Source organism: Leeia aquatica, from assembly GCF_012641365.1.
In the GTDB taxonomy this organism is placed as follows: Bacteria; Pseudomonadota; Gammaproteobacteria; order Burkholderiales; family Leeiaceae; genus Leeia; species Leeia aquatica.
Genome location: NZ_JABAIM010000002.1, coordinates 46,438 through 72,859, shown reverse-complemented (window position 1 = coordinate 72,859; position 26,422 = coordinate 46,438). Strand labels below are relative to the sequence as shown.

Annotated in this window: 26 protein-coding genes; 19 read left to right on the top strand and 7 right to left on the bottom strand. The window is 59.3% G+C overall.

Features of this window, described 5'->3' with window-relative positions:
* Window position 1: 1 nt before the first annotated feature.
* The 3 genes from HF682_RS09425 to HF682_RS09415 form a co-directional block, all read right to left on the bottom strand.
* Window positions 2-673 (bottom strand): lysoplasmalogenase family protein, encoded by a 672-nt coding sequence (locus tag HF682_RS09425; protein ID WP_168877049.1) that lies wholly within the window; start codon window positions 671-673, stop codon window positions 2-4.
* An 85-nt stretch (window positions 674-758) separates the two neighbouring features.
* Window positions 759-1,784 carry an AraC family transcriptional regulator gene (locus tag HF682_RS09420; protein ID WP_168877048.1) on the bottom strand — a complete coding sequence of 342 codons (1,026 nt, stop codon included), beginning with the start codon at window positions 1,782-1,784 and terminating at the stop codon, window positions 759-761.
* Window positions 1,771-3,651 carry an MFS transporter gene (locus HF682_RS09415; protein ID WP_168877047.1) on the bottom strand — a complete coding sequence of 627 codons (1,881 nt, stop codon included), beginning with the start codon at window positions 3,649-3,651 and terminating at the stop codon, window positions 1,771-1,773. Before HF682_RS09415 ends, HF682_RS09420 begins: the two co-directional genes overlap by 14 nt.
* 179 nt (window positions 3,652-3,830) lie before the next feature.
* Between HF682_RS09415 and HF682_RS09410 the strand changes: the two genes are divergently transcribed.
* Together HF682_RS09410 and HF682_RS09405 are read left to right on the top strand one after the other, a co-directional pair.
* Window positions 3,831-4,016: a Lar family restriction alleviation protein gene (locus HF682_RS09410; protein WP_168877046.1), complete on the top strand. Its 186-nt coding sequence runs from the start codon at window positions 3,831-3,833 to the stop codon at window positions 4,014-4,016.
* Between the two features lie 71 nt (window positions 4,017-4,087).
* Entirely contained in the window at window positions 4,088-5,200 is a 1,113-nt protein-coding gene (locus HF682_RS09405) for a metallophosphoesterase (protein WP_168877045.1), read from the top strand.
* Window positions 5,201-5,207: 7 nt separating this feature from the next.
* On the opposite strand, the gene purU is transcribed toward HF682_RS09405, so the two are convergent.
* The 3 genes from purU to HF682_RS09390 all read right to left on the bottom strand — a co-directional run bounded on the left by purU (window position 5,208) and on the right by HF682_RS09390 (window position 7,516).
* The gene (purU, locus tag HF682_RS09400) at window positions 5,208-6,074 is read right to left on the bottom strand and encodes a formyltetrahydrofolate deformylase (protein ID WP_168877044.1); all 867 of its coding nucleotides are present in this window, start codon (window positions 6,072-6,074) and stop codon (window positions 5,208-5,210) included.
* A gap of 96 nt (window positions 6,075-6,170) precedes the next feature.
* The gene (locus tag HF682_RS09395; RefSeq protein ID WP_168877043.1) at window positions 6,171-6,728 is read right to left on the bottom strand and encodes a hypothetical protein; all 558 of its coding nucleotides are present in this window, start codon (window positions 6,726-6,728) and stop codon (window positions 6,171-6,173) included.
* A gap of 77 nt (window positions 6,729-6,805) precedes the next feature.
* Window positions 6,806-7,516, bottom strand: a complete 711-nt coding sequence (locus HF682_RS09390; RefSeq protein ID WP_168877042.1) for an MBL fold metallo-hydrolase — start codon at window positions 7,514-7,516, stop codon at window positions 6,806-6,808.
* A 150-nt stretch (window positions 7,517-7,666) separates the two neighbouring features.
* Here HF682_RS09390 and HF682_RS09385 point away from each other — a divergent pair, with 150 nt between their 5' ends.
* From HF682_RS09385 to HF682_RS09320, 14 genes are all read left to right on the top strand, one after another.
* Window positions 7,667-7,978: a winged helix-turn-helix transcriptional regulator gene (locus HF682_RS09385; protein ID WP_205882011.1), complete on the top strand. Its 312-nt coding sequence runs from the start codon at window positions 7,667-7,669 to the stop codon at window positions 7,976-7,978.
* An 83-nt stretch (window positions 7,979-8,061) separates the two neighbouring features.
* Window positions 8,062-9,258, top strand: a complete 1,197-nt coding sequence (locus HF682_RS09380; protein ID WP_168877041.1) for a patatin-like phospholipase family protein — start codon at window positions 8,062-8,064, stop codon at window positions 9,256-9,258.
* Window positions 9,259-9,340: 82 nt separating this feature from the next.
* Window positions 9,341-11,248: a PhoX family protein gene (locus HF682_RS09375; RefSeq protein ID WP_168877040.1), complete on the top strand. Its 1,908-nt coding sequence runs from the start codon at window positions 9,341-9,343 to the stop codon at window positions 11,246-11,248.
* Window positions 11,249-11,525: 277 nt separating this feature from the next.
* Window positions 11,526-12,473 (top strand): chemotaxis protein, encoded by a 948-nt coding sequence (locus tag HF682_RS09370; RefSeq protein ID WP_168877039.1) that lies wholly within the window; start codon window positions 11,526-11,528, stop codon window positions 12,471-12,473.
* A 30-nt stretch (window positions 12,474-12,503) separates the two neighbouring features.
* A complete protein-coding gene (locus HF682_RS09365) occupies window positions 12,504-13,442 on the top strand; it encodes a chemotaxis protein (RefSeq protein ID WP_168877038.1) in 939 nt (312 codons plus the stop codon).
* 40 nt (window positions 13,443-13,482) lie between these two features.
* The gene (cheY, locus tag HF682_RS09360) at window positions 13,483-13,872 is read left to right on the top strand and encodes a chemotaxis response regulator CheY (RefSeq protein ID WP_168877037.1); all 390 of its coding nucleotides are present in this window, start codon (window positions 13,483-13,485) and stop codon (window positions 13,870-13,872) included.
* Window positions 13,873-14,040: 168 nt separating this feature from the next.
* Window positions 14,041-14,694 carry a protein phosphatase CheZ gene (cheZ, locus tag HF682_RS09355; RefSeq protein ID WP_308418734.1) on the top strand — a complete coding sequence of 218 codons (654 nt, stop codon included), beginning with the start codon at window positions 14,041-14,043 and terminating at the stop codon, window positions 14,692-14,694.
* A gap of 56 nt (window positions 14,695-14,750) precedes the next feature.
* The gene (locus tag HF682_RS09350) at window positions 14,751-16,691 is read left to right on the top strand and encodes a chemotaxis protein CheA (protein ID WP_168877035.1); all 1,941 of its coding nucleotides are present in this window, start codon (window positions 14,751-14,753) and stop codon (window positions 16,689-16,691) included.
* Window positions 16,692-16,744: 53 nt separating this feature from the next.
* On the top strand, window positions 16,745-17,974 hold the full coding sequence (locus HF682_RS09345) for an EAL and HDOD domain-containing protein (protein WP_168877034.1): 1,230 nt from the start codon (window positions 16,745-16,747) through the stop codon (window positions 17,972-17,974).
* An 80-nt stretch (window positions 17,975-18,054) separates the two neighbouring features.
* Window positions 18,055-18,687, top strand: a complete 633-nt coding sequence (gene tmk, locus HF682_RS09340) for a dTMP kinase (RefSeq protein WP_168877033.1) — start codon at window positions 18,055-18,057, stop codon at window positions 18,685-18,687.
* Window positions 18,668-19,693, top strand: a complete 1,026-nt coding sequence (gene holB, locus HF682_RS09335) for a DNA polymerase III subunit delta' (RefSeq protein WP_168877032.1) — start codon at window positions 18,668-18,670, stop codon at window positions 19,691-19,693. The genes tmk and holB overlap by 20 nt, the downstream gene beginning before the upstream one ends.
* A gap of 75 nt (window positions 19,694-19,768) precedes the next feature.
* Window positions 19,769-20,134, top strand: a complete 366-nt coding sequence (locus HF682_RS09330; protein ID WP_168877031.1) for a PilZ domain-containing protein — start codon at window positions 19,769-19,771, stop codon at window positions 20,132-20,134.
* 39 nt (window positions 20,135-20,173) lie between these two features.
* Entirely contained in the window at window positions 20,174-20,950 is a 777-nt protein-coding gene (locus HF682_RS09325; RefSeq protein ID WP_168877030.1) for a TatD family hydrolase, read from the top strand.
* A complete protein-coding gene (locus HF682_RS09320) occupies window positions 20,947-21,711 on the top strand; it encodes an MBL fold metallo-hydrolase (RefSeq protein WP_168877029.1) in 765 nt (254 codons plus the stop codon). Before HF682_RS09325 ends, HF682_RS09320 begins: the two co-directional genes overlap by 4 nt.
* Here the strand turns inward: HF682_RS09320 and HF682_RS09315 are convergent.
* A complete protein-coding gene (locus HF682_RS09315; protein ID WP_168877028.1) occupies window positions 21,701-22,054 on the bottom strand; it encodes a 2Fe-2S iron-sulfur cluster-binding protein in 354 nt (117 codons plus the stop codon). The genes HF682_RS09320 and HF682_RS09315 overlap by 11 nt on opposite strands.
* Window positions 22,055-22,186: 132 nt before the next feature.
* Between HF682_RS09315 and HF682_RS09310 the strand changes: the two genes are divergently transcribed.
* From HF682_RS09310 to HF682_RS09300, 3 genes are read left to right on the top strand one after another with little or no spacing between them, the layout of a single operon-like run.
* On the top strand, window positions 22,187-24,331 hold the full coding sequence (locus tag HF682_RS09310) for a type I secretion system permease/ATPase (RefSeq protein ID WP_168877027.1): 2,145 nt from the start codon (window positions 22,187-22,189) through the stop codon (window positions 24,329-24,331).
* Window positions 24,332-24,333: 2 nt separating this feature from the next.
* Window positions 24,334-25,710, top strand: coding sequence for an HlyD family type I secretion periplasmic adaptor subunit (locus HF682_RS09305; protein ID WP_168877026.1), 1,377 nt, complete (start codon window positions 24,334-24,336; stop codon window positions 25,708-25,710).
* Window positions 25,707-26,315, top strand: coding sequence for a response regulator transcription factor (locus HF682_RS09300; RefSeq protein WP_168877025.1), 609 nt, complete (start codon window positions 25,707-25,709; stop codon window positions 26,313-26,315). The genes HF682_RS09305 and HF682_RS09300 overlap by 4 nt, the downstream gene beginning before the upstream one ends.
* The last annotated feature ends 107 nt before the right edge of the window (window positions 26,316-26,422 follow it).

Below are 26,422 nucleotides of genomic sequence, written 5' to 3'. Positions count from 1 at the left end.
CTCAATCTTGCTTTCGCAGTACGTGCAGTAAACCGGTCACCAGTGCCCATTGGCCGATGTAGTAGCTGGGCCAGGTCAGCCAGCCGCTTTCAAAGCCCGGAAACCAGCCTGCAAAATGCGTCAGCCCAATCAGGGCGTCCGATACCAGATAGCTCAGCGCGCCCAGTGCAATGGTGACGTTGCCCGTACGCTGGGCCATCAGCGCCATCGCCAGCAGCACCGACATATAGATCGGTACGATCACGCGCAGCAGCGCAGGCTGGCTCAGCCATAAGCCGCGCAGCACCAGGATTCCCGCCAGCAAGGCCAGCAACAGGGTAAACCCGGCCAGAACCGGGCTGAGCCAGCGTGGCTGACGCCAGGCACAGAAAAGGCGCAGGTTGATCAGATGGCCGACCAGAAAAGCCGCGACAGCGGGAATCAACCAGTCCTGCTGCTGCACTCTGGCCCATTCCAGCAGGGCATCGCCGGTCGCATGGGCCAGCAAGGCGAGCGGGATCAGTCGGCTCAGTCCCTGCGTATGGGGCCAGCACCAAGCCGCCAGCGCGAGGATGGCACCGGTTTTGGCGGCTAGCGTCCAGACCGACGGCGGCAGGGCATGGCTGACCCAGAACAGGGTAGCGAGCAGCAGGGAGGCAACGTGCCACGGGGCCAAGCGGGAAGGTGTGCGCATGAGGCGACTTCAGCAGGAAGACAGCCCTCAGTGTAAGCGGATGGCGTGGCATTGCATCGTGAATTGCTGCCAGCTGCTTGGCAATTCACGCCAAATGCGTTGGCGTAGCGGCTAGGGAATGGCGATACTGCGCAGGGGAGAGGCCCGACCACAGGCGGAAGGCTTTGCTGAAGGCGCTTTGCTCGGCATAGCCCAGCAGCAAGGCGATGTCCAGCACACTGAGTGCCGGGTTGGCCAGGTGCTGCCGTGCCAGTTGGTAGCGGGTCTGGCTGAGCAGGGTCTGAAAGCCCAGCATCTGCTCGGCCAGCCGCCGTTGCAAGGTACGCTCGGTGGTGGCCAGTTGGCGGGCGACCTCAGCCAGCGTGGCTTCACCCAAGGGCAGGCAGTGCAACAGGGCATGCTGCACCTGTCGGGCGAGGTCGGGCTTGTTCAGGTCTTGCAGCAAGGCTTCAGCCTGCTGCTGCAGTGTCTGGTGCAGCACGCTGTCGGCCTGTGCCAGTGGCAGCTCAAGGTAGCTGCGTGGAAAACTCAGGCTGTTGCAGGGGGCTGCAAACTCAACCGGGATGCCGAAGAAGTCATGCCACGGCTGCGGGTTTGCCGGGGCAGTGGCTCGCAAGGTGACCCGGCTGGGAGGCTTGCATTGCTGGGTAATCCAGCAGCCGAAACGGTACCAGCCGCCAATGATGCTGTCCGTTACGGCCCTGAAGCCAGGATGATCCGTAGACCAAGGCAGGTCTGGCGCAACCTGCTCTGGCGCCCACAGCAGGGTGACGTCATCGGCTTGCTGCTGGATCAGCTCAATGGGCTGGCCGAAGTCAAACACCAGCTTGCCATAGCGCGGGATCAGCGGTAGGACATCCCCCAGGGTGCGGCAGGTCATGGCAGCGTAACCGAGCGCACCGAACGCACCGGGTTTGATGTGCTCGGCAAAGCGCAGGCCGACATCCAGCCGGGTGTCGGCAGCGCGAGCAAAGCCGTCTACCACTTGAGCAAACGGTACCCGACTACGCGAGTTACGCCACTCGGCAGGGGCGCTGCCGGGTTGGAGCCAGTTGTGCAGCGCGTGCAGGAACAGCCCGCTGGCGCTGGCGGTCAGCCTATTGCCAGTCACCACGCAGGGCGGCCACTTGTTGCTGCAAGCCCGCCGCGCTGACTTCGGCTGGGGGCACCGGAGCTGCCGCCTTGAGGGCGATACGGAACCAGACCCGGCGCGGAATGCTCAACATGGCCTTGCCATAGCGACGCGAGAAGAAGCTGCCCCACATGCCGCACAATGCCATCGGCACCACCGGCACCGGGGTGCGGGCAATAATTTCTTCAATGCCGGTGCGGAACGGCGACATCTGCCCATCGCTGGTCAGGCGGCCTTCCGGAAAAATGCAGACCACTTCCCCTTCGGCCAGGGCGGCAGCCACCGCATCAAAGGCTCGCTGCTTGGCATCCGGGTCTTCCTTGGCCGGGGCGATCGGGATGGCTTTGGCGGTCTTGAACACGAAGCGCAGGACCGGCACCTTGAAGATATTGTGGTCCATCACAAAACGGATCGGGCGGCGCACGCTGCCGGCCAGAATCAGCGCATCCATGAAGCTGACATGGTTACACACCAGCACGCACGGGCCTTCTTCCGGAATCTGCTCCAGACCTTCATGACGGATACGGTACATGGTGTGAGTGAGAATCCACACCACAAACCGCATCAGGAATTCCGGTAGCAAGGTGTAGATATAGGCGGCCACCACCAGATTGAGCAGGGCGGTGATCAGCAGCACCACCGGGATGCTGACATGAAAATGTGCCAGCACGGCAGCAAAGGCCGCCGAGAGGATCATGAACAGCGAATTGAGAATGTTGTTGGCCGCAATCGCTCGAGAGCGGAATTCTGGTTCGGTGCGAGACTGCGCCAGCGCATACAGCGGAACGATGTACAGCCCGCCGAAGATGCCGATCAAGGCAAAGTCCGCCATCAAACGCCAATGGCTGGCATGGTGCACGAACTGCCACCAATCCAGACGGCTGGCGGCCATTGCCGGAGTGGCAAAATACAGGTCAATGCCGAACAGGCACAAGCCCAGTGAGCCAAACGGCACCAGACCCAGCTCCACCTTGCTGCCGGACAGCCGCTCGCACAACATGGAGCCTATACCCAGCCCGACTGAAAACAGCGTCATCAGCAGGGTGAAGACCGTCTCGTCGCCATTGAGCACCAGATCGGCATAGGAGGGAAGCTTGGACAAGTAGATGGCGCCCAGGAACCAGAACCAGGAGATGCCCAGCAAGGCGAGCCAGACCGGGCGATTGCCGCGCAGGTGGTTGACGATCTGCCAGCTCTGCCGGGCCATGTTCCAGTCTATCTTCAGTTCTGGCACGCTACTGGGTGCCGCGGGCATGGCGCGTGAACTGAGGTAGCCCAGCACTGCACACAGCAGCAGCGCGGAGATCAGGGTGGCGTGGTGGCTGTCCATGCCCACCAGCAAGGTACCCGCCACCTGGCCGAGGATGATGGAAATGAAGGTACCCATCTCGATCATGCCGTTACCACCCACCAGCTCATGCGGGCGTAGGTACTGCGGCAGCACGCTGAACTTGAGCGGTCCAAACAGGGTCGAATGAACCCCCATCAGGAAAATGGTGCTCATCAGGATATAGCCGTTGTTCAGCCAGAACCCGGCAGCGGCCACCAGCATGATCAACACTTCCAGCAGCTTGACCATGCGGGCGATGCTGGCTTTGTCGTACTTCTCGCAGATTTGGCCGCTGGTCGCCGAGAACAGCAGAAAAGGCAGGATGAACAGCGCAGCGGTCAGCTGGATCAGTACCTCTCCGGAGAGTCCGCTCAGCCGCAAGCCGTGAAAACTGATCAGAACGATGATGGCGTTCTTCAGCAGATTATCATTGAAGGCCCCCAGAAACTGGGTCAAAAACAAGGGCAGGAAGCGGCGGGTACGAAACAGGTCAAACTGGTTCGGATGGTGAGACATGTTGGGACCTACTCCACGAAGCCTGAGGCGACATCGGCATGGTAAAGCACAGCGCAGCAACGCTGGCTATGATTTTACAAGCGCTGCGAAAATGATCCAATAAGGTATTGAAAAATGATGCTAATGCCCATAGTTTGTTTTTTGGTGCCACATTTGTTTGAATACAGGAGTCCTGCCGCATGAGCGATGCCGTTAGCCCCAAACCCTGCCCCCGATGCGGTGCTGCGGGTGAAATCCGTAAAGCGGGTTCCAACCGGGTGTGGGTACAGTGTGCCAAGTTTGGCAAAGATGGCAATTGTTCCGCCATCAGCCGTCCGGAAGCCAACAAGAAGGACGCCATTGCCAGCTGGAACCGCATGAAGTAAAGGTTCTGGCACGTTCTTTTAGGCAAGACCATGCTGAGCCACCGATTCCGTACGCCCATTCTGGAGTAGAAATGCCCCCGCGTCGTGTTGTCATCACTGTACTGACTTTGCTGCTGCTGATGCATGGCTGGCTGGCGTGGCGTTTATTGCCCCAGCTGCCTGTGGTTTTGATGATTCCCCTCGGGGTTTGGCTTTTGCTGTCCACCCCTCTGATTGCGCGAGGCCTGCTGGCGCGTGCCAACAAGCGACAGGACGGTGCTTCGTCACTCGAATGGCTGGGTTTGCTGTCGCTGGGTCTGTTCTCCACCCTGATGGTGTTGTCCCTGTTGCGTGAAGTCTTGCTGTGGCTGCCGGTGCCGCCAGCCTTCACCGTTTGGAGTGCCTGGGGTGTATGGCTGATTGCGCTGCTGGCTTCAGCGATCGGTTTGATGAACGCACGGCGGCGGGCCCGGGTGGTGACCGTTGAGGTACCCATCAACCAGCTGCCGGAAGACCTGCAAGGTTTCCGCATCGTACAGATCAGCGATATCCATGTGGGCCCCACCATTCGCCAGCCGTATCTGCAAGCCATTGTGGATGCGGTAAATCAGCTGCAGCCGGATGTGGTGGCCATTACCGGGGATCTGGTAGATGGCAGCGTTGAAGCCCTGTCTGCCCATACCGCGCCACTGGCATCCCTGCAGGCCCGGCATGGTAGCTACTTTGTTACCGGCAACCATGAGTATTACTCCGGAGCCGAGCCCTGGGTGGCGGAAGTTCGCCGCCTCGGCATCACCGTGCTGATGAATGAGCATGTCAAGGTTCAGCAGGGGCAGGCGCGGCTCGCGGTGGCCGGTGTCACCGACTACACCGCCCACCAGTTCATCCCGCAGCACCGTAGCGACCCCCATGCCGCCATCGCAGGAGCGCAGGATTGTCAGGTCAAGGTCCTGCTGGCCCACCAGCCCCGCACCGCGCCACTGGCCGCCGAGGCAGGCTTTCACCTGCAACTCTCCGGCCACACCCACGGTGGCCAGTTCCTGCCCTGGAACTGGCTGGTGCCACTGCAACAACCCTTTGTCGCCGGTCTGAACCGGCTGGCCGACATGTGGATCTACACCAGCCGCGGCACCGGCTACTGGGGCCCGCCGAAGCGCTTTGGTGCTCCGTCTGAAATCACCCTGCTTAAACTGGTACGGGCATAAGGTATCCTTAGCGCAGCACCACCGTGCGGTTGTCGTTGAGGAAGACGCGGCGCTCCAGGTGGAATTTGACGGCGCGGGCGAGGGCGAGGCATTCCATGTCGCGGCCGGTGGCGAGCAGTTGTTCCGGGCGGAAGGCGTGGTCGACGCGCTCGACCACTTGCTCGATGATTGGGCCTTCATCCAGATCATCGGTGATGTAGTGGGCGGTGGCGCCGATCAGTTTCACACCCCGGGCGTGGGCCTGGTGGTAGGGCTTGGCGCCTTTGAAGCCGGGCAGGAAGGAGTGGTGGATGTTGATGGCGCGGCCTGCCAGTTGGCGGGAGAGTTCAGGTGACAGTACCTGCATGTAGCGGGCCAGCACCACCAGCTCGGCGTCGGACTGGTCGATGATCTGCAGCAGGGCGGCTTCCTGCTGTGGCTTGGTGTCCGGGGTGATCGGCAGGTGGTGGTAGGGGATGCCGTGCGGGGTGACCAGGCTGGCGAGGTCGGGATGGTTGGACATCACGCCGACGATGTCCATCAGGATGTCGCCCATCCGCCAGCGGTAGAGCAGGTCGTTCAGGCAATGGTCCAGCTTGGACACCATCAGCAGTACCTTGGGGCGTGTCTGGCTGTCATGCAGCGCCCAGCGCATCTGGTAACGGTCGGCAATCGGCTGGAAGGCACTGCGCAAGGCGGGCAGGTCTGGTGCTTGACCTTGTTCCAGGTGGAAGACACAGCGGACAAAGAAGCGCTGTTCGTCTTCATCATCAAACACCGCAATTTCGTCGATATAGCAGCCACGCTCGTGCAGAAAGTGGGAGATGTCGGCCACTTGGCCCGCTGCACTGGGGCAATGCAGGGAGAGGATCAGCTTGTGGCGGGCGGCAGACATGAGGGGCTCCTTGTGGATGGTGTCTGCCAGCCTAGCGCAGTCATCGGGTGGCGCTTGCTGGCAGGCGTCCTGCTTTGGCGGAAACCGGACACTGCATCACTGACATCCTGCAGCCCCCGGCGCTTGATGCAGACATTGTACGGGCTGCGCGGGAAGCGGTGTGCTGCACTGGTCTTGCGCCAACAGGGCACGGGCGCCCGCTATGGTGTCGGCATCACCACAATACTGTACAGCCTGGGGAGTGAGCTTCAGGGCGACCAGACGGGATTGCTTGCGGCCATCGTCCTGCTGACCATTGACACGGAAGATGAGGCCGGTTGCCATGCCACCCTGCTGCTGCCATTCCACCTTGTCGGCACCCAGACCGGCAAATTGGCCCCAGCGCTGCGGGTTGGTGAGCAGGGTGTGGGTGTTCCACATGGTCTGCCCTCGTCCGAGCAGCAGCCAGCTGGCAGGCTGGCTATCAGCGCTGCCTGCCCACAGCTGCCAGCCCCCCATGCCTTTACAGTGTTGGTAATCATCCGCCATTTTCCCGCTGGCCGCGCGAGTGAGTGGCGTGCATTCTGCTGGGCGAATGCTGGTCCAGATGGGCTCTGCTGCCGCAGTGGCGAGGCTGAGCGTTGCGGTCAGTATTGCAAAGGTATGCTTGATCATGATGCCCACCATTTCGATGATGATGGCATGTTAGCATGGTGCGGCCTGCTTTGACCCTATCCTGTGTGTGTTCTGCGCTATAGCAGGCGATGGCTATGGCGTGCCACTGCTGCGGCATCCAGTGGCCCGCCGTGTCCGATGTAAAAGCGCTCCATCCCGTCTGCCAGCATGCCCTGCAGGATGGTACCGACCTGTACCGGATCATCCTCAAACGGCGGTTGCTTGGGGCGGCCATGCCACATCACGCCACCCAGCAGGATGCCGGAAGCCAGCAAGTCGCCCACCAGCGCTTGCCGATCTTGCAGCACGACTGACAGCGAGCCTTGGGTGTGCCCTGGTGTCGGGATGACCGTGCCTGCAATGCCATAGGGAGTCAGGTCAAACGTGTCATCACCCTGTAGCAGGATGTCCGGAGTAAACGCCGGATAGGACTGATACATCAGCCCGGTTTTCAGGAAGACGCGGCCAAACCAGCCGGTGGCGCAGAACGTCATCGGCTGTTCCCGATGGTAGTAAGGCAGGTCACCTGCATGCGCAAGAATGGGGGCATGGCAACGCTCACGCAAGGCCCAGGCCTCACCGGCGTGGTCTACATGGGCGTGGGTGATGACAATCAAGCGGATATCACGCAGTCCCATGCCCTGCTTGCGCAAGGCCCGCTCGATTTTGTCGCTGCTGCCGGGCAAGCCGCTGTCGACCAGAATGCAGCCTTGACCGGTGTGGATCAGATGGGCATTGACCAGACCCAAGGGCAAGATGGGAATGCGAGTAACGTACACCGCTTGCATGTGATAACTTTCCGTTTGTCAGGGAAGTTGCTATTCTCTGTGTATGTATAAATAAAACAAGTACTTACAAAACCGTTAGTGAGTTACGAAATGGAAACCGGCCCGGTAAAACCCTGGCATCTTGATCGTGTGCCCACCTGTCCATTGGTCATGACACTGAACATTCTTGGGGGCAAGTGGAAGCCCTTGATTCTGCACCGTCTGGCCAGTGGCACCTTGCGCTTTGGCGAGCTGCGCAAGCGTATTCCGGCGGTATCGCAGAAAATGCTGACCCAGCAACTGCGAGAGCTGGAGGCTGATGGCATGATTGTGCGGACGGTATTTCCCGAGATTCCGCCGCGGGTGGAATACTCACTCAGTAGCCGTGGCCTCTCTCTGCGGCCCTTGCTGGATCAACTGTATCGCTGGGGGCAAACCGAGTTGATGAGCGAGGAGGCGCCTGCAGACAAGTCATGGTCATGAGGCTGTCGTAGAACGGGCTGGCGCGCACGACAGGGCTGTCATATGCTGGAAAGAAAGCTACCCGTGGTAGCTGAGAGGGGCATATGTCATCACGCTGGCAAACAAAGCAGCATGAAATCGGGCTGATACTCTCCGGCGGCGGTGCGCGTGCAGCGTATCAGGTGGGTGTGCTGAAGGCGATTGCCAAACTGTTGCCCCCTGAGCGACGCTTCCCGTTCCGCATCATTGTGGGTACCAGTGCCGGTGCCATCAATGCGACGGCGCTGGCAGCCGAACCATCCGGGTTCCACGCCGGTATCCACCAGCTGGAACTGGTGTGGAAAACGCTGCACTGCCACAGCATTTACCGCTCGGATTTTGCCGGGGTGAGCAAGCAGATTCTCTACTGGCTGGCGTCGTTCTTTCTGGGCGGGATGGGGCGGCGCAATCCACGTTCCTTTCTGGATAACAGCCCGCTTAAGGGCTTTCTGCAGAAGGTGATAACCTTTCGCAACATCCAGGCTTCCGTGGCGGCGGACAACCTCAAGGCGGTCAGCGTGACCGCGCTGGGTTACAGCAGCGGCCAGTCCGTCTGTTTCTATGAGGGCGATCCTTGCCATAACTGGCAACGTGCCCAGCGGGTGGGCGTGTCCTGTACGCTGTCGCTGGAGCATCTGCTGGCCTCGTCGGCCATTCCATTGGTTTTTCCGGCGGCGCGGATTCACCGGGAGTATTTTGGCGATGGCTCGATCCGCCAGCATGCGCCGGTCAGCCCGGCTTTGCATTTCGGTGCCAGCAAGGTGCTGGTGATCGGCGTGTCACCGCATGCACGGGCGCCGGAGCGACACAAAACCAGCAGCCATCCCTCCTTGGCCCAGGTCGCCGGGCAATTGCTCAATGGTACGTTTCTGGACAGCCTCGAGAATGATCTGGAGCGGTTGCAGGTATTGAACCGCTTGCTCGACCTGATCCCGGAGAACAAGCTGGAGGAGGCGGGCATCCCCATGCGTAAGGTGGACGTGCTGTTGGTAGCCCCCTCTAAACCGCTGGAGGCGTTGGCAGCGCAACACTCCATGCATTTTCCCTGGGCCGTGCGCTACCTGCTGCGCGGTATTGGTGCATTGCGTCGGGGGGGCTCGGTGCTGGCCAGCTACCTGTTGTTTGAGCCGCCGTATACCCGGGACCTGATCCGACTGGGTTATCAGGATGCCATGCAGCAGAAAGAGGAAATTTTGGCCTTCATGGGGGTAGAGGCGCCTGCAAGCACTACGCAGGAAAATACTTTCAGCGGTGCGCTGTAAGTAACGTGTACGGGCGTTCAGGCTTCACAGTGGTGTCATAATCCGTTGTTACATTTTGGTCCTCTTCAACCGGGGGTGACCAATGAGTGACAATTACTGCAACGCCGAGCTGGTACTGAACCCCAGCTCGAGCGAACCGTTTTCCAGCATCCTGAATACCCGTCTGTCCCGTCGTGGCTTCATGCAAGCCACGGTGGCGACCGCCATGGTCACCGGCATGTCTGCCAGTCTGACCGCCTGTGGCAGCACCGTGGGTGCCGGTAGTCTGGGCTTCACCGCCGTACCGCTGTCTACCGAAGACAAAGTGATCGTCCCGCCGGGCTATCGTGCTGACGTGATGTATGCCTGGGGTGACCCGATCGGCAGCCTGAAAGGCATGCCGGCTTTCAAGGAGGATGCCAGCAATACGGCAGCTGAGCAGGCGCTGCAAGCAGGCATGCATCATGATGGCATGTGGTTTTTCCCCTATCCCTATGGTTCACAAAGCTCGGAGCGTGGTTTGCTGGCCATGAACCACGAGTATGTGGATGATGGTCTGCTGCACACGGATGGCACGGAGAACTGGAGTGCCGAGAAGGTACGCAAGGCTCAGGCTGCGGTGGGCGTCTCGATCGTGGAAGTGCAGAACCGGGGTGGCCGCTGGCAAGTGGTGCAGTCCCGTTTTGCCCGCCGCATTACCGCCAGCACGCCGATGGATATTGCCGGCCCGGCTGCAGGCCACGCCAGCATGCAGACCAATGCCGACCCGAGCGGCCGCGAAGTGCTGGGTACCTTCTCCAACTGCGCCAACGGCTACACCCCGTGGGGCACCTACCTGACCTGTGAAGAAAACTGGCAGGACCACTTTGTATCTGCCAATCCAAATGCCAACGAAAAGCGCTACGGTATCAACCCGAAAGGCGCGGGCTACAACTGGCATCAGCACGATAAGCGCTTTGACGCTGCCGTAGAGCCGAATGAAGCCAATCGCTTCGGCTGGGTGGTGGAAATTGACCCGTTTGACCCGAGCAGCCGACCGGTCAAGCGTACTGCGCTGGGCCGCATGGGCCACGAAGGCGCCACCGTGACGCTGGCAGCAGATGGCCGTGCTGTCGTGTACATGGGGGACGACAAGCGCTTTGAGTACATCTACAAGTTTGTTTCGCGCAATGTCTACAACCCGAATGACCGCGCTGCCAATATGAGCCTGCTGGATGAGGGTACGCTGTACGTGGCACGTTTCAATGCCGATGGTTCCGGCCAATGGATTGAGCTGAGCCATGGCAAGAATGGTCTGACTGCGGCCAATGGCTTTGCCGACCAGGCTGATGTGGTCATCCGCGCCCGTGCGGCAGGGGACAAGGTTGGTGCAACGCCGATGGATCGCCCGGAGTGGGTGACGGTGGATCCGCGCACCAAGGAAGTGTATTGCACGCTGACCAACAACAGTGAGCGTGGCAAGGAAGGCAAGCCGGGTGTGGATGCGGCCAACCCGCGCAAAAATAATCTGTTTGGCCAGATCATCCGCTGGCGTGAAGATGGCGACAGCCACGCGCTGAGCTTCAAGTGGGATCTGTTCGTACAGGCGGGTAACCCGGCGCTGGCCGATGCCAACCTGAAGGGCAACATCAAGGGTGATGCGTTTGGTAGCCCGGACGGGCTGTGGGTGGACCCAAGTGGCCTGCTGTGGATTCAGACGGATGTATCTACCAGTACACTCAATGCCAAAGAGTACGCCGGCATGGGTAACAACCAGATGCTGGTGGCCGATACCAAGAGCGGTGAAATCCGCCGCTTCCTGACGGGGCCCAAGGGCTGCGAAATCACCGGCATCACCGCAACGCCTGACATGAAGACCATGTTCATCAACATTCAGCACCCGGGTGAACCGGCGTCCGAGCGTTCGGACCCGAAAAACCCGAAGGCGGTCAGCAGCTGGCCGTTTGGCGGACGCCCGCGTGCTGCAACGGTGGTGATCCGTCGCACGGATGGTGGCGTGATCGGCTCATAAAGACCGGCAATGCGCGGTAACAGGAAACGGCGGGGAAACCCGCCGTTTTTTCATGCCACTTCAGAGACTTGTAGCGCCTGCCGCCCGCGCCCGGTGCCGCCCGCCCGGCTTCAAGCCCCGTCACTGCGTCAATTGCACAAATCTTTACCTTGCAACTCCCCAGTTTTATGCACAGAATGTAACTAGTCAGCCGCAAATTGCCGTTGCAAGCCACTTGGCGGCGAATAGGCTGGGCAGTAACTCCGTCTAATCCGGCCAAGTTGAATGGAGTGTCAACGTGTCTGAACTACTCAAAAAAATCGACGCACGGACCAAACTGGCAGGGACCAACAAGCTGGAAATCCTGCTGTTTACGCTGGGGATGGATCAGCGCACGGGTCGCCGCGAAAACTTCGGCATCAATGTGTTCAAGGTGCGGGAGGTGATGCGGACTCCGGAAATCACCCATGCACCGGAAATGCCGGCCTGCGTGGAAGGGATGGTCAGCCTGCGTGGCGCGCTGGTGCCGGTGGTGGATCTGGCCAAATACACGGGTGTACAAACCACCTCCCGCCCCGAGATCATGATCGTGACCGAGTACAACGGTCATACCCAAGGCTTTCTGGTGGAAGCCGTGGATACCATCCTGCGGCTGGACTGGTCGCAGATGCGGGTACCGCCGGACATGCTGACCGCGCAGATGGGGGGGATCATTACGGCGGTGACCGAGCTGGATAATGGCCGGCTGGTGATGATGATGGACGTGGAAAAAGTGCTGGCAGAAACCAGCAGCTACGATGACTCCCTCAGCTACGCCAATATTCGCAAAGTACCCAAGCCCCGCACCATCTATTTTGCCGATGATTCCACCGTGGCGCGCAAACAGATTGCGACGACGCTGGACATCATGGGGGTTAAATACCACTTTGCCATCAACGGCAAGCGGGCGTGGGAAGAGCTCGACAAGATGGCCGCTCTGGCTGAAGCCAATGGCCAGGAGATGAAAGATATCGTCAACCTGATCCTGACCGACGTGGAAATGCCGGAAATGGATGGTTACATGTTGACCAAGAACATCAAGACGGACCCTCGTTTTCGTGGCATCCCGGTGCTGATGCATTCCTCGCTGTCCGGCATGCAGAACCAGAAGTTAGGGTATTCCGTTGGGGTGGATGAGTACGTGGCCAAGTTTGAACCACAACGGCTTGCTGAAACGCTGACCCGCCTGCTTCAGGTGGAAGAATGAGTGTGATGTCGCTTACGGAAGGTCGATCCCATGTCCGGTAAAACGCCTGAAAACCTGCTGGAAAGCATAGACGCCCGTACCAAGCTGGCGGGGTCCAACAAGATGGAAATCCTGCTGTTCTCTCTGGGGACCGGTGAGATTTTCGGCATCAATGTGTTCAAGGTGCGTGAGGTGTCGCAGACGCCACACATCACCAAGACGCCGAATATGCCGGTTGGGGTGGAAGGGGTGATTTCCCTGCGCGGGAACATCATCCCCATCATCTCCCTGGCCAAGTTCGTCAGCCCGGGGGCGATCAAGAGCAGTGAGCAGACCATGATTGTGACCGAATTCAGCCGGCATACCCAGGCATTTCTGGTGCATGACGTGGACCGCATCATCCGGGTGGACTGGGATAAGGTCCGCTCCCCGGAGGGGGTGCTGGCGGGCGGAGGGCAAGGTCTGATTACGGCCGTAACCGAATTACCGGACGGCAAGCTGGTGTCGATTCTGGATGTCGAGCAGATTCTGGCTTCGGTGATCGGTGAGAAGGTGATCCCCGATGTTCAGGTTGGTGAAGTGCGTGATGACATCTACATGTTCTTCTGTGATGACTCCGTGGTGGCGCGGCGAGAAATTACCGGCGTGCTCGACAAGATCGGTGTCAAGTACCACCAGGCCAACAATGGCAAGGAAGCCTGGGACAAGCTGCAGAACCTGGCCAACCGGGTGTTCGGTGAAGGAGAAATGCTGCGCGACCATTTGAAGCTGATCCTGGTCGATGCCGAAATGCCTGAGATGGATGGCTACGTGCTGACCAAGAATATCAAAGGGGACCAGCGTTTCCGTGGTATCCCGGTGGTCATGCACTCTTCGTTGTCTTCCAATGCCAACCGGGCCATGGGAAGCAGCGTTGGGGTGGACGCTTATGTGGCAAAATTCGATCCTGTGGTATTGGCGGAAACCATCAAGCCGCTGTTGATCAATTAAAACGCCAACATGGCCATCAGGCTGACTGGAGAGGGCAAGCATGACTGACAAGAACATGAAATTCCTGGTGGTGGATGACTTTTCCACCATGCGTCGCATTGTGAGGAATTTGCTGAAGGAACTGGGTTTCTCCAATGTGGATGAAGCCGAAGACGGGCAGATTGGCCTGCACAAGCTGCAAAATGGCCAGTTTGACTTCGTGGTGTCCGACTGGAACATGCCCAATATGACCGGCATTGAGTTGCTGAGAGCGGTGCGGGCAGACCCTAACCTGAAGCAATTGCCCTTCCTGATGATCACGGCAGAGGCGAAGAAGGAAAACATCATTGAGGCTGCTACGGCTGGCGCCAGTGGCTACATCGTGAAGCCCTTCACGGCGGCCACGCTGGACGAGAAGCTCAACAAAATCTTCCAGAACCTCGGAAAATAACAGGAGGCGAATGTGACCAACAGGAATTTTGAGAGCGGAGATTCCGCCGATCTGGAAGCACTGTTTGACAGCATTGTTTCGGCCAATACTGCAAAAGAAACACCAGCACCTGTGGTCGCCGAGCCCGCTGCTCCGGTCGCTGTAGCAGAAATAGTGGCGGAACCTACTATGGCATCGATGAGTTCTATGGATCCATCAGCCATGTCCGAGCCTGCCAAGTCCATGTTTACCCAGATCGGCATGATGACACGCAAGCTACATGATGCGTTGCGAGAGCTGGGCTTCGACAAGTCTATTGAGAAGGTGGTTGCAGAAGCCATACCTGACGCTCGGGATCGGCTGGCTTATGTCGCTAAATTGACAGAGCAGGCAGCGGACAAGGTTCTGAGTGCGGTTGATCTGGCCAAGCCGCTTCAGGAAAAGCTGACCGATGACTCGGTAGCCTTGTCGCAACGTTGGGACAAGCTCTTTGCCAACCAGCTGAGCGTGGATGAGTTCAAAGCATTGGTGGGGGAGACCCGCACCTTTCTGCAGCGTACGCACTCGGATGCCAAGCAGACCGATAGTGTATTGCTCGACATCATGATGGCGCAGGACTTCCAGGATCTGACCGGTCAGGTGATCAAGAAGATCGTCGAGATGGCCAAGGAAATGGAAGTTCAGCTGTACAACTTCCTGGTGGAATATACCCCGGGTGCCGCCAAGAAGCCGGAAGTACACGGTCAACTGGAGAATGGTCCGGTGATCAGTGCCGAAGGCCGCAGCGATGTGGTCACCGACCAGTCGCAAGTGGATGACCTGTTGGCCAGCCTGGGCTTCTAAGCCAGGCGGGCGGGTGTGGAGCTGGATGTCGACTGTCTCGTCATGAGGAAAACGTCATGAGTGAATTTGGTGGAATGGAAGACCTGCTGCAGGATTTCCTGACAGAGTCCTCCGACATGCTGTCTGATGTCGACAACAAACTGGTGGAGCTGGAGAAGCGCCCCGGTGACAAGAAGCTGCTGAATGATATCTTTCGCGGCTTTCACACCATCAAAGGCGGCGCAGGCTTCCTGAATGTGGACCCCTTGGTAACCCTCTGCCACCGGACAGAAAACCTGTTCGACAAGCTGCGCAACGATGAAATGCAGCTGACAGCCGGGATCATGGACCAGATTCTGGCGGCAACCGCTGTGGTGCGTGACATGTTTGGCTATCTGGCGCAAGGTCGTCAACCTGGGCCGGCACCACAACAGCTGCTCGATACGCTCGATGCGGTCCTTGAAGGCCGTTCACCGGATGCCGCACCTGCCGCAGCCGCACCGGCTCCGGCACCCGTGGCATCGCCCACCCCTGCGGCAGCCGCTACTGTAGGCAGCGGGGGCGGGGAGCCTGACTGGAACCACCTGTACAACAGCCTGCTGGGCAGTACGCCAGTGTCGGCTCCGGCTGCGGCGCCAGCCCAGGCTCCTGCGGCACCGGCTGCCGCGCCTGCAAGTCAGACCGCACTGGAACAGGCGCCTGCCAAACCTGCGGCCGCTGCCAATCTGGTGCCCAGCCCGGGTGTGGCTCGTGCAGCACCGGCAGCCGCTGCCAGTGCTGCTCCGGCTCCGACGCAAGGTGTACAGCAGCTGGCTGCGCCAGAAACCACCATCCGTATCGATACCAATCGCCTGGATCAGGTGTTGAACCTGTCTGGTGAAATCGGTTTGACCAAAAACCGGCTGACCACACTGCGCAGTGACATCCTGCAGGGGCGCAATGATGCACTGACCCTGCGCGCGCTGGATGAAGCGATTGGGCAACTGGACTTGCTGGTATCCGACTTGCAGAACGCGGTGATGAAAACCCGCATGCAGCCGATAGGTCGTCTGTTCCAGAAGTATCCACGGCTGGCCCGCGATCTGGCGCGTCAGTTGGGCAAGGATGTTGAGCTGGTGATCACGGGTGAAGAGACCGAGCTCGACAAGACCATGATTGAGGATTTGAACGATCCTCTCGTGCATCTGGTGCGCAATGCGGTTGATCACGGCATTGAAACGCGCGAAGAGCGGGTCATGATCGGCAAGCCAGAGAAAAGCCTGGTGCAGCTGACGGCAACGCAAGTCGGTGACCACATCGTCATTGAAATTACGGATGACGGTAAAGGCATGAAACCGGAAGTGATCCGGCAGAAGGCCATCGAGAAGGGCGTCATCAAGGCTGAAGAGGCCAACAATCTCGATGACAAGCAGAGCCTGATGCTGATCTTCCTGCCGGGTTTCTCGACCAAGGATCAGATTTCCAATGTGTCGGGCCGTGGCGTCGGCATGGATGTGGTGAAAACCAACATCCAGAAGATGAATGGCCGTATCGACATTCAGTCGATCCCGGGCGAGGGTACCCGCTTTACCATCAGCCTGCCGCTGACCCTGGCGATTCTGCCGGTGCTGGTGGTCCGCGTCTGCGACCAGCCATTTGCTGTGCCACTGGCCATGGTTCGCGAGATCATTCCGCTGTCCAAGGAGGACATCCAGCAAGTATCTGGCAAGGCGACCATGGTGGTACGTGACGAGATTCTCTCAGTGCGCTCTCTTGCCAGCCTGATTGGCTGGCAAGACACCAAGCCTCCCGCTTTTGGTGTGTTGATGCAGTCTGCTGAAAATTCTTTTGTCCTGGCGATCGAAACTTTCGTCGGACGGGATGACGTAGTGATAAAACCGTTGCAAAATATCAAGCCGAAAGGCATCGCGGGCGCCACCCTCTCCGGGGACGGCTCCGTGGTGCTGGTACTCGACATGGAAGACCTGCTGGCTGAACTGGGTTCAGACAAGGCGGGGACCCTGTTCGAAATGGCCTGATTCAAGACACGGAGTCAAAACGCGCCCAATCCTGGGCGCGGGAAAACGGGAATATGAATACACCAGCCAATAACAACGCGTTTGTCGGACGCCAGCCCATCTTGAATCGGCAGCAACAATTGATCGGTTATGAGCTGCTGTTCCGCCTGCATGCCGAGTCCTCCACTGCTGAGTTTTCCAGTGATCTGCAGGCCGGGACCAATGTGCTGGTTAATACCCTGTCCAATATGGGTGCTGAATGGTTGGTCGGCAACAAGCTGGCCTTCATCAATGTGGCACAGGCCATGCTGCAGAGTAATTTTCTGGAACTGCTGCACCCGCAACGCGTTGTGCTGGAAATTGTTGAAACGGTGAATGCGACTCAGGCACTGGTTGAACGCGCTCGTGAACTGCGCGGGCAGGGCTTCTCCATCGCGCTGGATGACTTTGTCCTTACCCCGCAGACGGCCCCTTTTCTGGAGGTGGCCAACTACGTCAAGCTGGATGTGCGCGAGCTGGGTCTGGATAATGCCATTGCCATGTCCAAGCAGCTGCGCAAGTATCCAGCCCTGCAGATTGCGGAAAAGGTGGAAACCAAGGAAGAATTCCGCCGCCTGCACGATGCCGGGTTTGACGCCTTCCAGGGCTACTACTTTGCGCATCCGGAAACCCTCACCGCCAAAGTGATCAACCCGGCCTACGCCAACATCCTCTCTCTGCTCAACATGCTGCGCAACAATGCCGAGATCAAGCAGATTGAGGAAGCGCTGAAGCGGGATGTGGCGCTGTCGTTCAAGCTGTTGCGCTACATCAACTCGGCGGGGTTTGGCCTCTCTTGCGAGATCCAGTCTTTCCGGCATGCGGTGACCATTCTGGGCTACCAGAAACTGTATCGCTGGCTGACCCTGCTGCTGGTAACGGCGGGTGCAGATAACCCCGGTGCATCGGCCCTGATGAAGATGGCGGTGACCCGTGGCCGTTTCGTTGAGCTGATCGGTGAGCATTTCCTTGATGGCATCGACCGTGACAACCTGTTCATTGTCGGGGTGTTCTCGCTTCTGGATGTGATGCTGGAAATGCCGATGGACAAGGTGCTGGAAAACCTGCTGCTGCCGGAGACGGTGAGTGATGCGCTGCTGACGCAGGAAGGCATGTATGGCCCCTTCCTCAAACTGGCGATCGCGTGCGAAAATCCTGAGGCGGGTGAAATCGAACGTTTGGCCGAACAGGTGCAGATCAGCCCGGAGCTGCTGAACAAGGCGCATATGGGTTCGCTGGCCTGGGTGGAGCAGTTGGGCGTATAAGCCGCCTTGGCAAGTATGTGAGGCACGGCCCCGCAAGGGGCCGTGTTGTTTTGTGGTACGGGGTGAAGGAAAGACTGCGGATGGCAGGGGCACGCGGACAGTTCATATCGCTGGAAGGAGTGGATGGTGCGGGCAAGACCACCCACTTGCACTGGCTGGTGCAGTTTGTTGCGGAGCGAGAGATCCCGCATGTCGTCAGCCGCGAGCCAGGTGGTACGCCGCTGGCCGAGAAGCTGCGTGAGCTGCTGTTGCATGACAGCATGAGCATGGATACCGAAGCCCTGCTGTTGTTTGCTGCCCGCCAGCAGCATCTGGACGAGCTCGTACGCCCTCAGCTAGCCCAGGGCAACTGGGTGATTTGCGATCGCTTCACCGATGCCAGCTACGCTTATCAGTGCGGTGGCCGAGGCTTGCCTGCCGCGCGGCTGGCGGTATTGGAGCAGTGGGTACATGCTGACTTGCAGCCGGATCTGACCTTGCTGTTTGATGTGCCGCCCGAGGTGAGCTACGAGCGAGTACGCATGGCGCGAGACCCAGACCGCTTTGAACAGCAGGACATCGAGTTCTTCCGCCGCGTCCGCAATGCCTATTTGCAGCGCGCGGCGGCAGACCCTGGGCGCTTCTGCATTGTGGATGCCAATCGCAGTCTGCATGCCATTCAACAAGAGCTGCAGCACGTGATGGAGGCTTACTGTGACCGACACGCCCGCTGAAGCCCGTGTGCAGCAACCCTTGCCGTGGCATGCGGATGCCTGGCAGCAGCTCCACCTGCGCCGCCAGCGTCTGCCGCATGCCTTGTTGATGACCGGCTATGCCGGTATCGGTAAACAACAGTTTGCCCAGGCCTTGGCCGCCAGTCTGCTGTGCGAGCAGGTTCAGACAAATGGTCACGCGTGCGGTCATTGCACGGCCTGCAACTGGCTGGCACAGGGTACTCACCCGGACTTTCGTCGTATCGGACTGGCGGTAGAAGCTGCTGAAGAGGGCGAGGCCAACAAACGCAGCGGCCAATGGATCAGCATTGGGCAGATTCGGGATCTGGCCGAATTCGTGCAGCTTTCCTCACATCGGCAGGGTTTGCGGGTGGTGCTACTGGAAGCCGCCGACCGCTTGAACAGCTATGCGGCCAATGCGCTGCTGAAGACGCTGGAAGAGCCGCCGGAGCGGGTCATGTTCCTGCTGGTCAGCGATCAGCTGCACCGTGTCCTGCCCACCATTCGCAGCCGCTGCCAGCAAGTGCTGCTGCCCATGCCGGAAGCGCAGCAGGCCCGGCAATGGTTGCAGACACAGGGGCAGGTGCCGGATGCCTTGCTGGATCTGGCGGGGGGCATGCCTTTGCTGGCGCAGCGCTATCAGCAGGAAGGTTGGTCAGGCGAGTGGCAGCAGGTGGTGGAGTGGCTGTCTCGCCCGAAGCAGGAACCGGTTTCTCTGGTTGCAGGCTGGAGCAAGCTGCCGCTGCCCGCATTGCATGACTGGATCAGCAAGTGGCTGCATGACTTGCTGCAGGTGACTAGCGCCGGTATGCCACGCTATTACCCAGCCAGGCAGGAAGCGCTGCAAACGCTGGCCGCCCGGGCTGATCGGCAGGCGCTGCTGGCGTGCCTGAACACGGTACAACAAGCCAAACCCTTGCTTACCCACCCGTTGAATGCCAAACTGGTGATGGAACAATGGCTGTTTGCCTACCGTGGATTGTGGCAGAAGCGGGCGGCAGGCTAAGCGCGTAGTTTGCATTTCAAGGGCGGGCGCGGTATGGTTGCGCCTGTCATGTTGTTTGCATGGATTGGATAAGCCATGGCTGAAGCACCGAAAGCCCCGTTGACCCGCCCTGGGGTCATGTCCCTCACCATCAAGGAAAAGGCCAGTCTGTATGCGGCCTTCATGCCTTTCATCACGGGTGGCGGCCTGTTTGTCCCCACCCCTCGGCAGTACAGCCTGGGTGATGAGGTGTTTCTGCTGCTGACCCTGCTGGATGAGCCAACCAAATATACGGTGACGGGCAAGGTGGTCTGGGTAACCCCGCAAGGGGCGCAGGGCAGCCGCTCGCAAGGCATCGGTGTCCAGTTCAGCAACAATGAATTCGGCACTGCCGCCCGCAACAAGATCGAGGGCATTCTGGGAGGGCATTTGCAGTCCAACCGGTCTACCCACACCATGTAATGTCCAATGCCGGCCTCGGCCGGCAGACTGTCGTGCTCCATGTTTGTCGATTCACACTGCCACCTCAATTTTCCGGAACTGTCTGCCGATCTGCCGCACTACCTGAACGCCATGGTAGAGAACCAGGTCAGTCATGCCCTAGTCGTTTCCGTCAACCAGCGTGAAATGCCGCAGGTGCTGGCGCTGGCGGAACAGTACCCCCATCTGTTTGCTTCAGTCGGGGTGCATCCAGACCATCAGGGTGAGCCCGAGTTGAGTGTAGCCGATCTGTGTCGCCTGGCTGACCATCCCAAGGTCGTGGCCATTGGCGAGACCGGTCTGGACTATTACCGGCTGGAGGGTGATCTGGAATGGCAACGCGAGCGGTTTCGTACCCATATCCGCGCTGCTCGGGAAACCGGCAAGCCGCTGATCATTCATACCCGCAGTGCGGCGGAAGATACCCTGCGCCTGATGCGGGAGGAGCGTGCAGGGGAGGTGGGTGGCGTACTGCATTGCTTTACCGAGAGCCAGTCGGTTGCCGATCAGGCCATGGAGATGGGCTTTTATATTTCCTTCTCCGGTATCGTCACCTTCAAGAAGGCGGTAGAGCTCAAGGCGGTGGCCCAAAGCATTCCGCTTGAGCGCATGCTGATCGAGACGGACGCGCCTTATCTGGCTCCAGTGCCGTTCCGTGGCAAGCTGAATCACCCGGCACTGGTGCGCCATGTGGCTGAGGAAATCGCGGTACTGCGGAATGTACCGTTGACGACCATCGCTTCGGTGACGACCGATAATTTCTTCCGGCTGTTCCACCACGCCAGGGCGGCCGCATGACCTCTGTCCTGGTGCTGGGGGCAGGCTCTTCGGCGGGTACGCCGGTGGTTGCCTGCACCTGCCCGGTATGTACGGAGGCACATCCGCGTAACCTGCGCAGCCGAGCCTCGTGTTTGATTGAGCATCAAGGCGTGCAGCTGCTGGTGGATACCGGCCCTGACATGCGCACTCAGATGCTGCGAGAGAAGGTCAGCCGGGTCGATGCGGTGCTGTATACCCATCCCCATGCCGATCACCTCAATGGCATTGATGACCTGCGCGCGTTCTGCTTTCGTCAGCAACAGGCCATCCCGGTGTATGGCAACCCGTTCACCATGCGCAATATTGAAGAGCGCTTTGGCTATGTGACGCTACCACCCACGGCCCACTGGGAACGCCCGGTATTGACGCTCAACCCGGTTGAAGCTCCCTTTACCGTACAAGGGGTGACGGTGACGCCCATCCCGCTGCTGCATGGTAACTGGCCGATTCTTGGCTATCGGGTGGGCAAGGTGGCCTGGCTCACCGATGTCTCGACTATTCCGGAGTCTAGCTGGCCGCTGCTGGAAGGCTTGGAGCTGCTGTTTCTGGATTGCTTGCGGCAGCGCCCTCACCATACCCACATGAGCCTGGATGAGGCCATGGTGGCAGCAAGCCGCATTCAGGCGCAGCAAACCTGGTTCATTCACATGACTCACGACATTGATGCCAATGCACTGCGCACGCAGTTGCCGGATGGCATGGACTTCGCGTGGGATGGCTTGCGCCTGACTACCAGCTAACCTCCAGCATTTCCCCAGACTGCACCATCACATGGCAGGCCAATCGCCACAATTGCGGTGTCTGCAACAGCGTTTCTGCGGCATGTTGCTCTGCCGTGAGTTTGCCGTGGCGCAGCAGGACATTACGTTCCTTCCCGCTTAGTTTGATGATCCGTGGCGTCGCTTCATCCGGGTAATGCAGGTGAACCGTACAGGCGCCACAGGTACCCTGGCCGCAGCGCCAGTACAATGGGATACCAGTTTCCCGTACCCAGTCGGTGAGAGACTGTGTTGGTTTACCCTCGGTGTACAGCCATACCGGGTCCGTCATGCCCCCGCCTTGCAGTTTCAAGTTGGCGATCATTCCCGTTTCCGCAACAATGTTTAACAAGCATGCACCATGCCGGTGCTGCTATTATTGACCTGACTGATGGTAGCATCTAGCCGTCTCCAGTTAGCATGACACCATCCATACAACGGCGGAAGACATAACCCGATGAGTTCATGGCACGTTGGCGACAACCAGTCCCACTTTGACCCGCTGCTCGATTGTCTGGTTGAACTGACCAAGCTGCATGGTAACCCCCTCTCGCGTGAGGCCTTGTCCGCGGGACTACCCTTGGTGAATAACCGGCTGACCCCGGGCCTGCTGGCCCGCGCTGCTGGCCGTGGGGGGCTGAGTGCACGGGTGATCCGTCGTCCCCTGAAGGACATTGCCAATACCCTGTTGCCGGCCATTCTGCTGCTGGATGGGCGGCAAGCGTGTCTGCTGCACGAAGTCACCGCGGATGGTCATGCCAAGGTCAGTTACCCGGAGGTTCCGGGCGGTATGGAAACCCTGTCGCTGGACATGCTGTCGACCCGCTATACCGGTCAAGTCGCCTTTGTCCGCCCCAAATTTCGTTTCGACCACCGTGCGCCTGAGCTGGGACACGTCCGGGCCCGGCACTGGTTCTGGGGCGCCATGCTGGAAGCGCGGCACTTGTATCGGGATGCCCTGTTGAGCTCAGTGCTGGTCAACGTATTTGCCTTGGCATTCCCGCTGTTTTCCATGACGGTTTACGATCGGGTGGTACCCAATCACGCGCTGGAGACCCTGTGGGTACTGGCGATTGGTGCCTTGCTGGTGCTGGTGTTTGACTTTGCCATGCGCGTACTGCGAGGCTACGTGCTGGACGTGGCCAGTAAACGCATTGATGTGCAGTTGTCCTCCCTGATCATGGAGCGTGTGCTGGGCATCCGCATGGAGAACCGCCCCCCTTCGGTGGGTTCCTTCGTGGCCAACCTGCGATCGTTTGAGTCGGTGCGTGATTTCATCGCTTCCGCTTCCATGGCAACCCTGGTGGATTTGCCCTTTGTGCTGCTGTTCCTGCTGGTGCTGGTCTGGATCAACCCTTGGCTGCTGCTGCCGGTGACGGTAGGCATTGTGATCGTGGTGGGCTTTGGTTTTGTGGCGCAGGCCAAGATGGAGGCGCTGACCGAGACCACCCAGCGCGCCACGGCACAACGCAATGCGACGCTGGTGGAAAGCCTGGTCGGTATTGAAACCTTGAAGGCCATGGGTGGTGAATCCGATGTGCAGCGGCGCTGGGAGCGCGCCACGGTGTTCCTCTCCCAGGTGAATGGCAAGCTCAAGCTGATGTCCAACACCACCATTTACTTTGCTTCATTTATTCAACAGCTGGTCAGCGTGGCGGTCATCATTGCCGGTGTGTATCTGATGACGGACGGGCAGTTATCCATGGGGGGGCTCATTGCCGCCGGCATGATCTCGGGGCGTGCCATGGCCCCACTGGGGCAGGTCGCGGGCTTGCTGATGCAGTACCATGGCGCCCGCACTTCACTGGGTTCGATTGAAAACTACATGAAGATGCCGGTTGAGCGGCCTGCTGATGCCAACTTTCTCCATCACAGCCATTTCAAGGGCGACATTGAATTCCGTGATGTGACGTTTGCCTATCCGGGGCGCGATAACCCCGTGCTGAAGAAAGTGTCTTTCCGCATCCGTGCCGGGGAGCGGGTGGCCATCATTGGCCGCCTCGGCTCGGGCAAAACCACAATTGAACGGCTGTTGCTCGGGCTGTATCAGCCCACCGAGGGTTCGGTGACCGTGGATGGCATTGATGTGCGGCAGATCGACCCTGCTGAGCTGCGTCGTGCAATCGGCTATGTGCCACAGGATGTGGTGCTATTTTTTGGTACCTTGCGTGAAAACATTGCGGTGGGCGCGCCGTTTGCGGACGACAACAACATACTGGTGGCTGCCGATGTGGCCGGTGTGTCCGAGTTTGCTTACTTGCACCCCTCAGGTTTTGACATGGTGATTGGCGAGCGGGGCGAGTCGCTGTCCGGGGGGCAGCGTCAGGCGGTGGCAGTGGCGCGTGCCTTGCTGTCCGATCCGCCGATGCTGATTCTGGATGAACCGACCAATGGTATGGACCATACCAGCGAGGAGCGTTTGAAAGCGCGTCTGAAGCAAGTACTGGCCAGTGGCAAGACCATGCTGTTGGTGACACATCGCACGGCCTTGCTGGAGCTGGTGGATCGATTGATCGTGATTGACGGTGGCCAGGTGGTGGCCGATGGACCCAAGGCGCAGGTGGTGGAAGCCCTGCAGCAGGGCCGGATCGGGAGGGCCTGAGCATGAGCAAGTCTCAACCTTCTGCACGCCGTAGCCTGCTGGACCGTTATCTGGACTTTGCCACCCGCAACCAGCAGGTGCTGGATGAGGAGCTGGTGGGCGAGGGGGACTGGGCGGCTGTAGCACACGAGCCACGCCGCTCCCGTACCATCATCTGGGTCTCGCTGCTGGTGGTGCTGGTTTTTCTGATATGGGCCTCCATTGCTGAGCTGGATGAGGTCACGCGCGGCGAAGGCAAGGTTGTCCCATCACGTGAAGTACAGATCATCCAGAGCCTGGATGGCGGCATCGTGTCGATGATTAATGTGCGAGAGGGACAGTTCGTCAAACAGGGCGAGTTGATGCTGAAGATTGACCCTACCCGGGTGCAGTCTTCCTTGAGAGAGAACCGGGCGCAGTATCTGTCACTGCTGGCGCGCGCGACCCGCTTGCGGGCCTTGTCGGAGGGGAAGCCCTATGTCGCGCCGGAAGAAGTACTGAAAGAGCAACCGCAAGTCGCAGAGCAAGAGCGGGTGCTGTATGAGTCCACGATACAGAGCATGGAAGCCAATATCGCCATTGCCCGCCAGCAACTGGCGCAACGTAGTCAGGAATTGATCGAGGTCAGAACCAAGCGCGACCAAGCTGCCGAGAATTATGAGCTGGCCGCGAAAGAGCTGGCCAAGACCAAACCGCTGGTGCAGAGCGGAGCAGTGTCGGATGTTGAGCTGCTGCGGCTGGAGCGGGATGTCTCGCGCAGCAAGGGTGAGCGGGACCAAGCGGCAGCGCAGATGCCTCGGATTGAAGCCTCCATTGCCGAAGCCAATCGCAAGATCCAGGAAGTGGAGCTGACGGCCCGTAATCAGGTCCGTGGTGAGCTGTCAGAAACCATGGCCAAGCTGAACAGCTTGTCTGCGGGCAGTGAAGGGCTGGCCGATCGTGTCAAGCAAACGGAGGTGCGCTCACCCGTCAATGGTACGGTAAAGCGTTTGATGATCAATACCGTGGGTGGCGTGGTGCAGCCTGGCAAAGACATCATCGAAGTGGTGCCATCTGATGATGCCTTGCTGCTGGAAGCCAAGATCCTGCCCAAGGACATTGGTTTCCTGCGCCCGGGCCAGCCAGCACTGGTGAAGTTTACCGCCTATGACTTTTCGATTTACGGTGGGCTGGAGGCAACACTGGAGCACATTGGGGCCGATACCATTACCGACGATAAGGGTAATGCCTTTTATGTGATACGGGTGCGCACCAAGAAGGCCTACATTGGTGAGCGCCGTCTGCCAATCATTCCGGGGATGGTGGCCGAGGTGGATATCCTGACTGGGAAGAAAACCATTCTGAGCTATTTGATGAAACCGGTGCTGCGCGCCAAAGCCACTGCCATGACCGAGCGATGACTTCAACACCGCTGATTTTCCTGACCGCTGATACCCTGCTGGCCAAGCGCTGGCTGGCTGCACTGCCGCATGGCAATGTTTTGGCCGATATGCAGCAGCTGGCAGGGTTGAACGAGACACACACCGTCTTGCTGGACATGGATGGTCTAACATCACCGGTTTGGCAAAGCGAGGGGTGGCCGCAGCTGCGTGAGCGCCATCGTTGGGTGGCCTGCAGCGGTGTACCGGATGAAGAAACCGGATTGACCGCTCTGCAGCAAGGGTGTGTCGGCTATTGCCATGCCTTTGCCGATCCTGGCATGTTGCAGCAGGTGGTGCAGGTGGTGTCTGCGGGTGAACTGTGGGTGGGGCGAGCGTTGCTTTCCCGCTTGCTGTCTGCCGTGCAACAGCGTGTTGCCCCTCCTGCAGCTGATCCACTGGCGGGACGTCTCAGTGAGCGTGAGGCACAAGTGGCAAGACTGGCGGCGCAAGGGGTCAGCAACAAGCAGATTGCCCGTGACCTGGATATCACCGAACGAACCGTCAAGGCTCATTTGACTTCCAGCTTTGCCAAGCTGGGTGTGGCAGATCGCCTGCAGCTCTCCTTGTTGCTGAACCGGCGCTAACCGGGGCGAATAGCCCCTTGCGCTCAGGCGTGTAACATTCTTTTACATGGATACGCCCAAGGTTGTACCTCAGTACAATATGGCTTGTACGTGCTTTCCTCTACTGT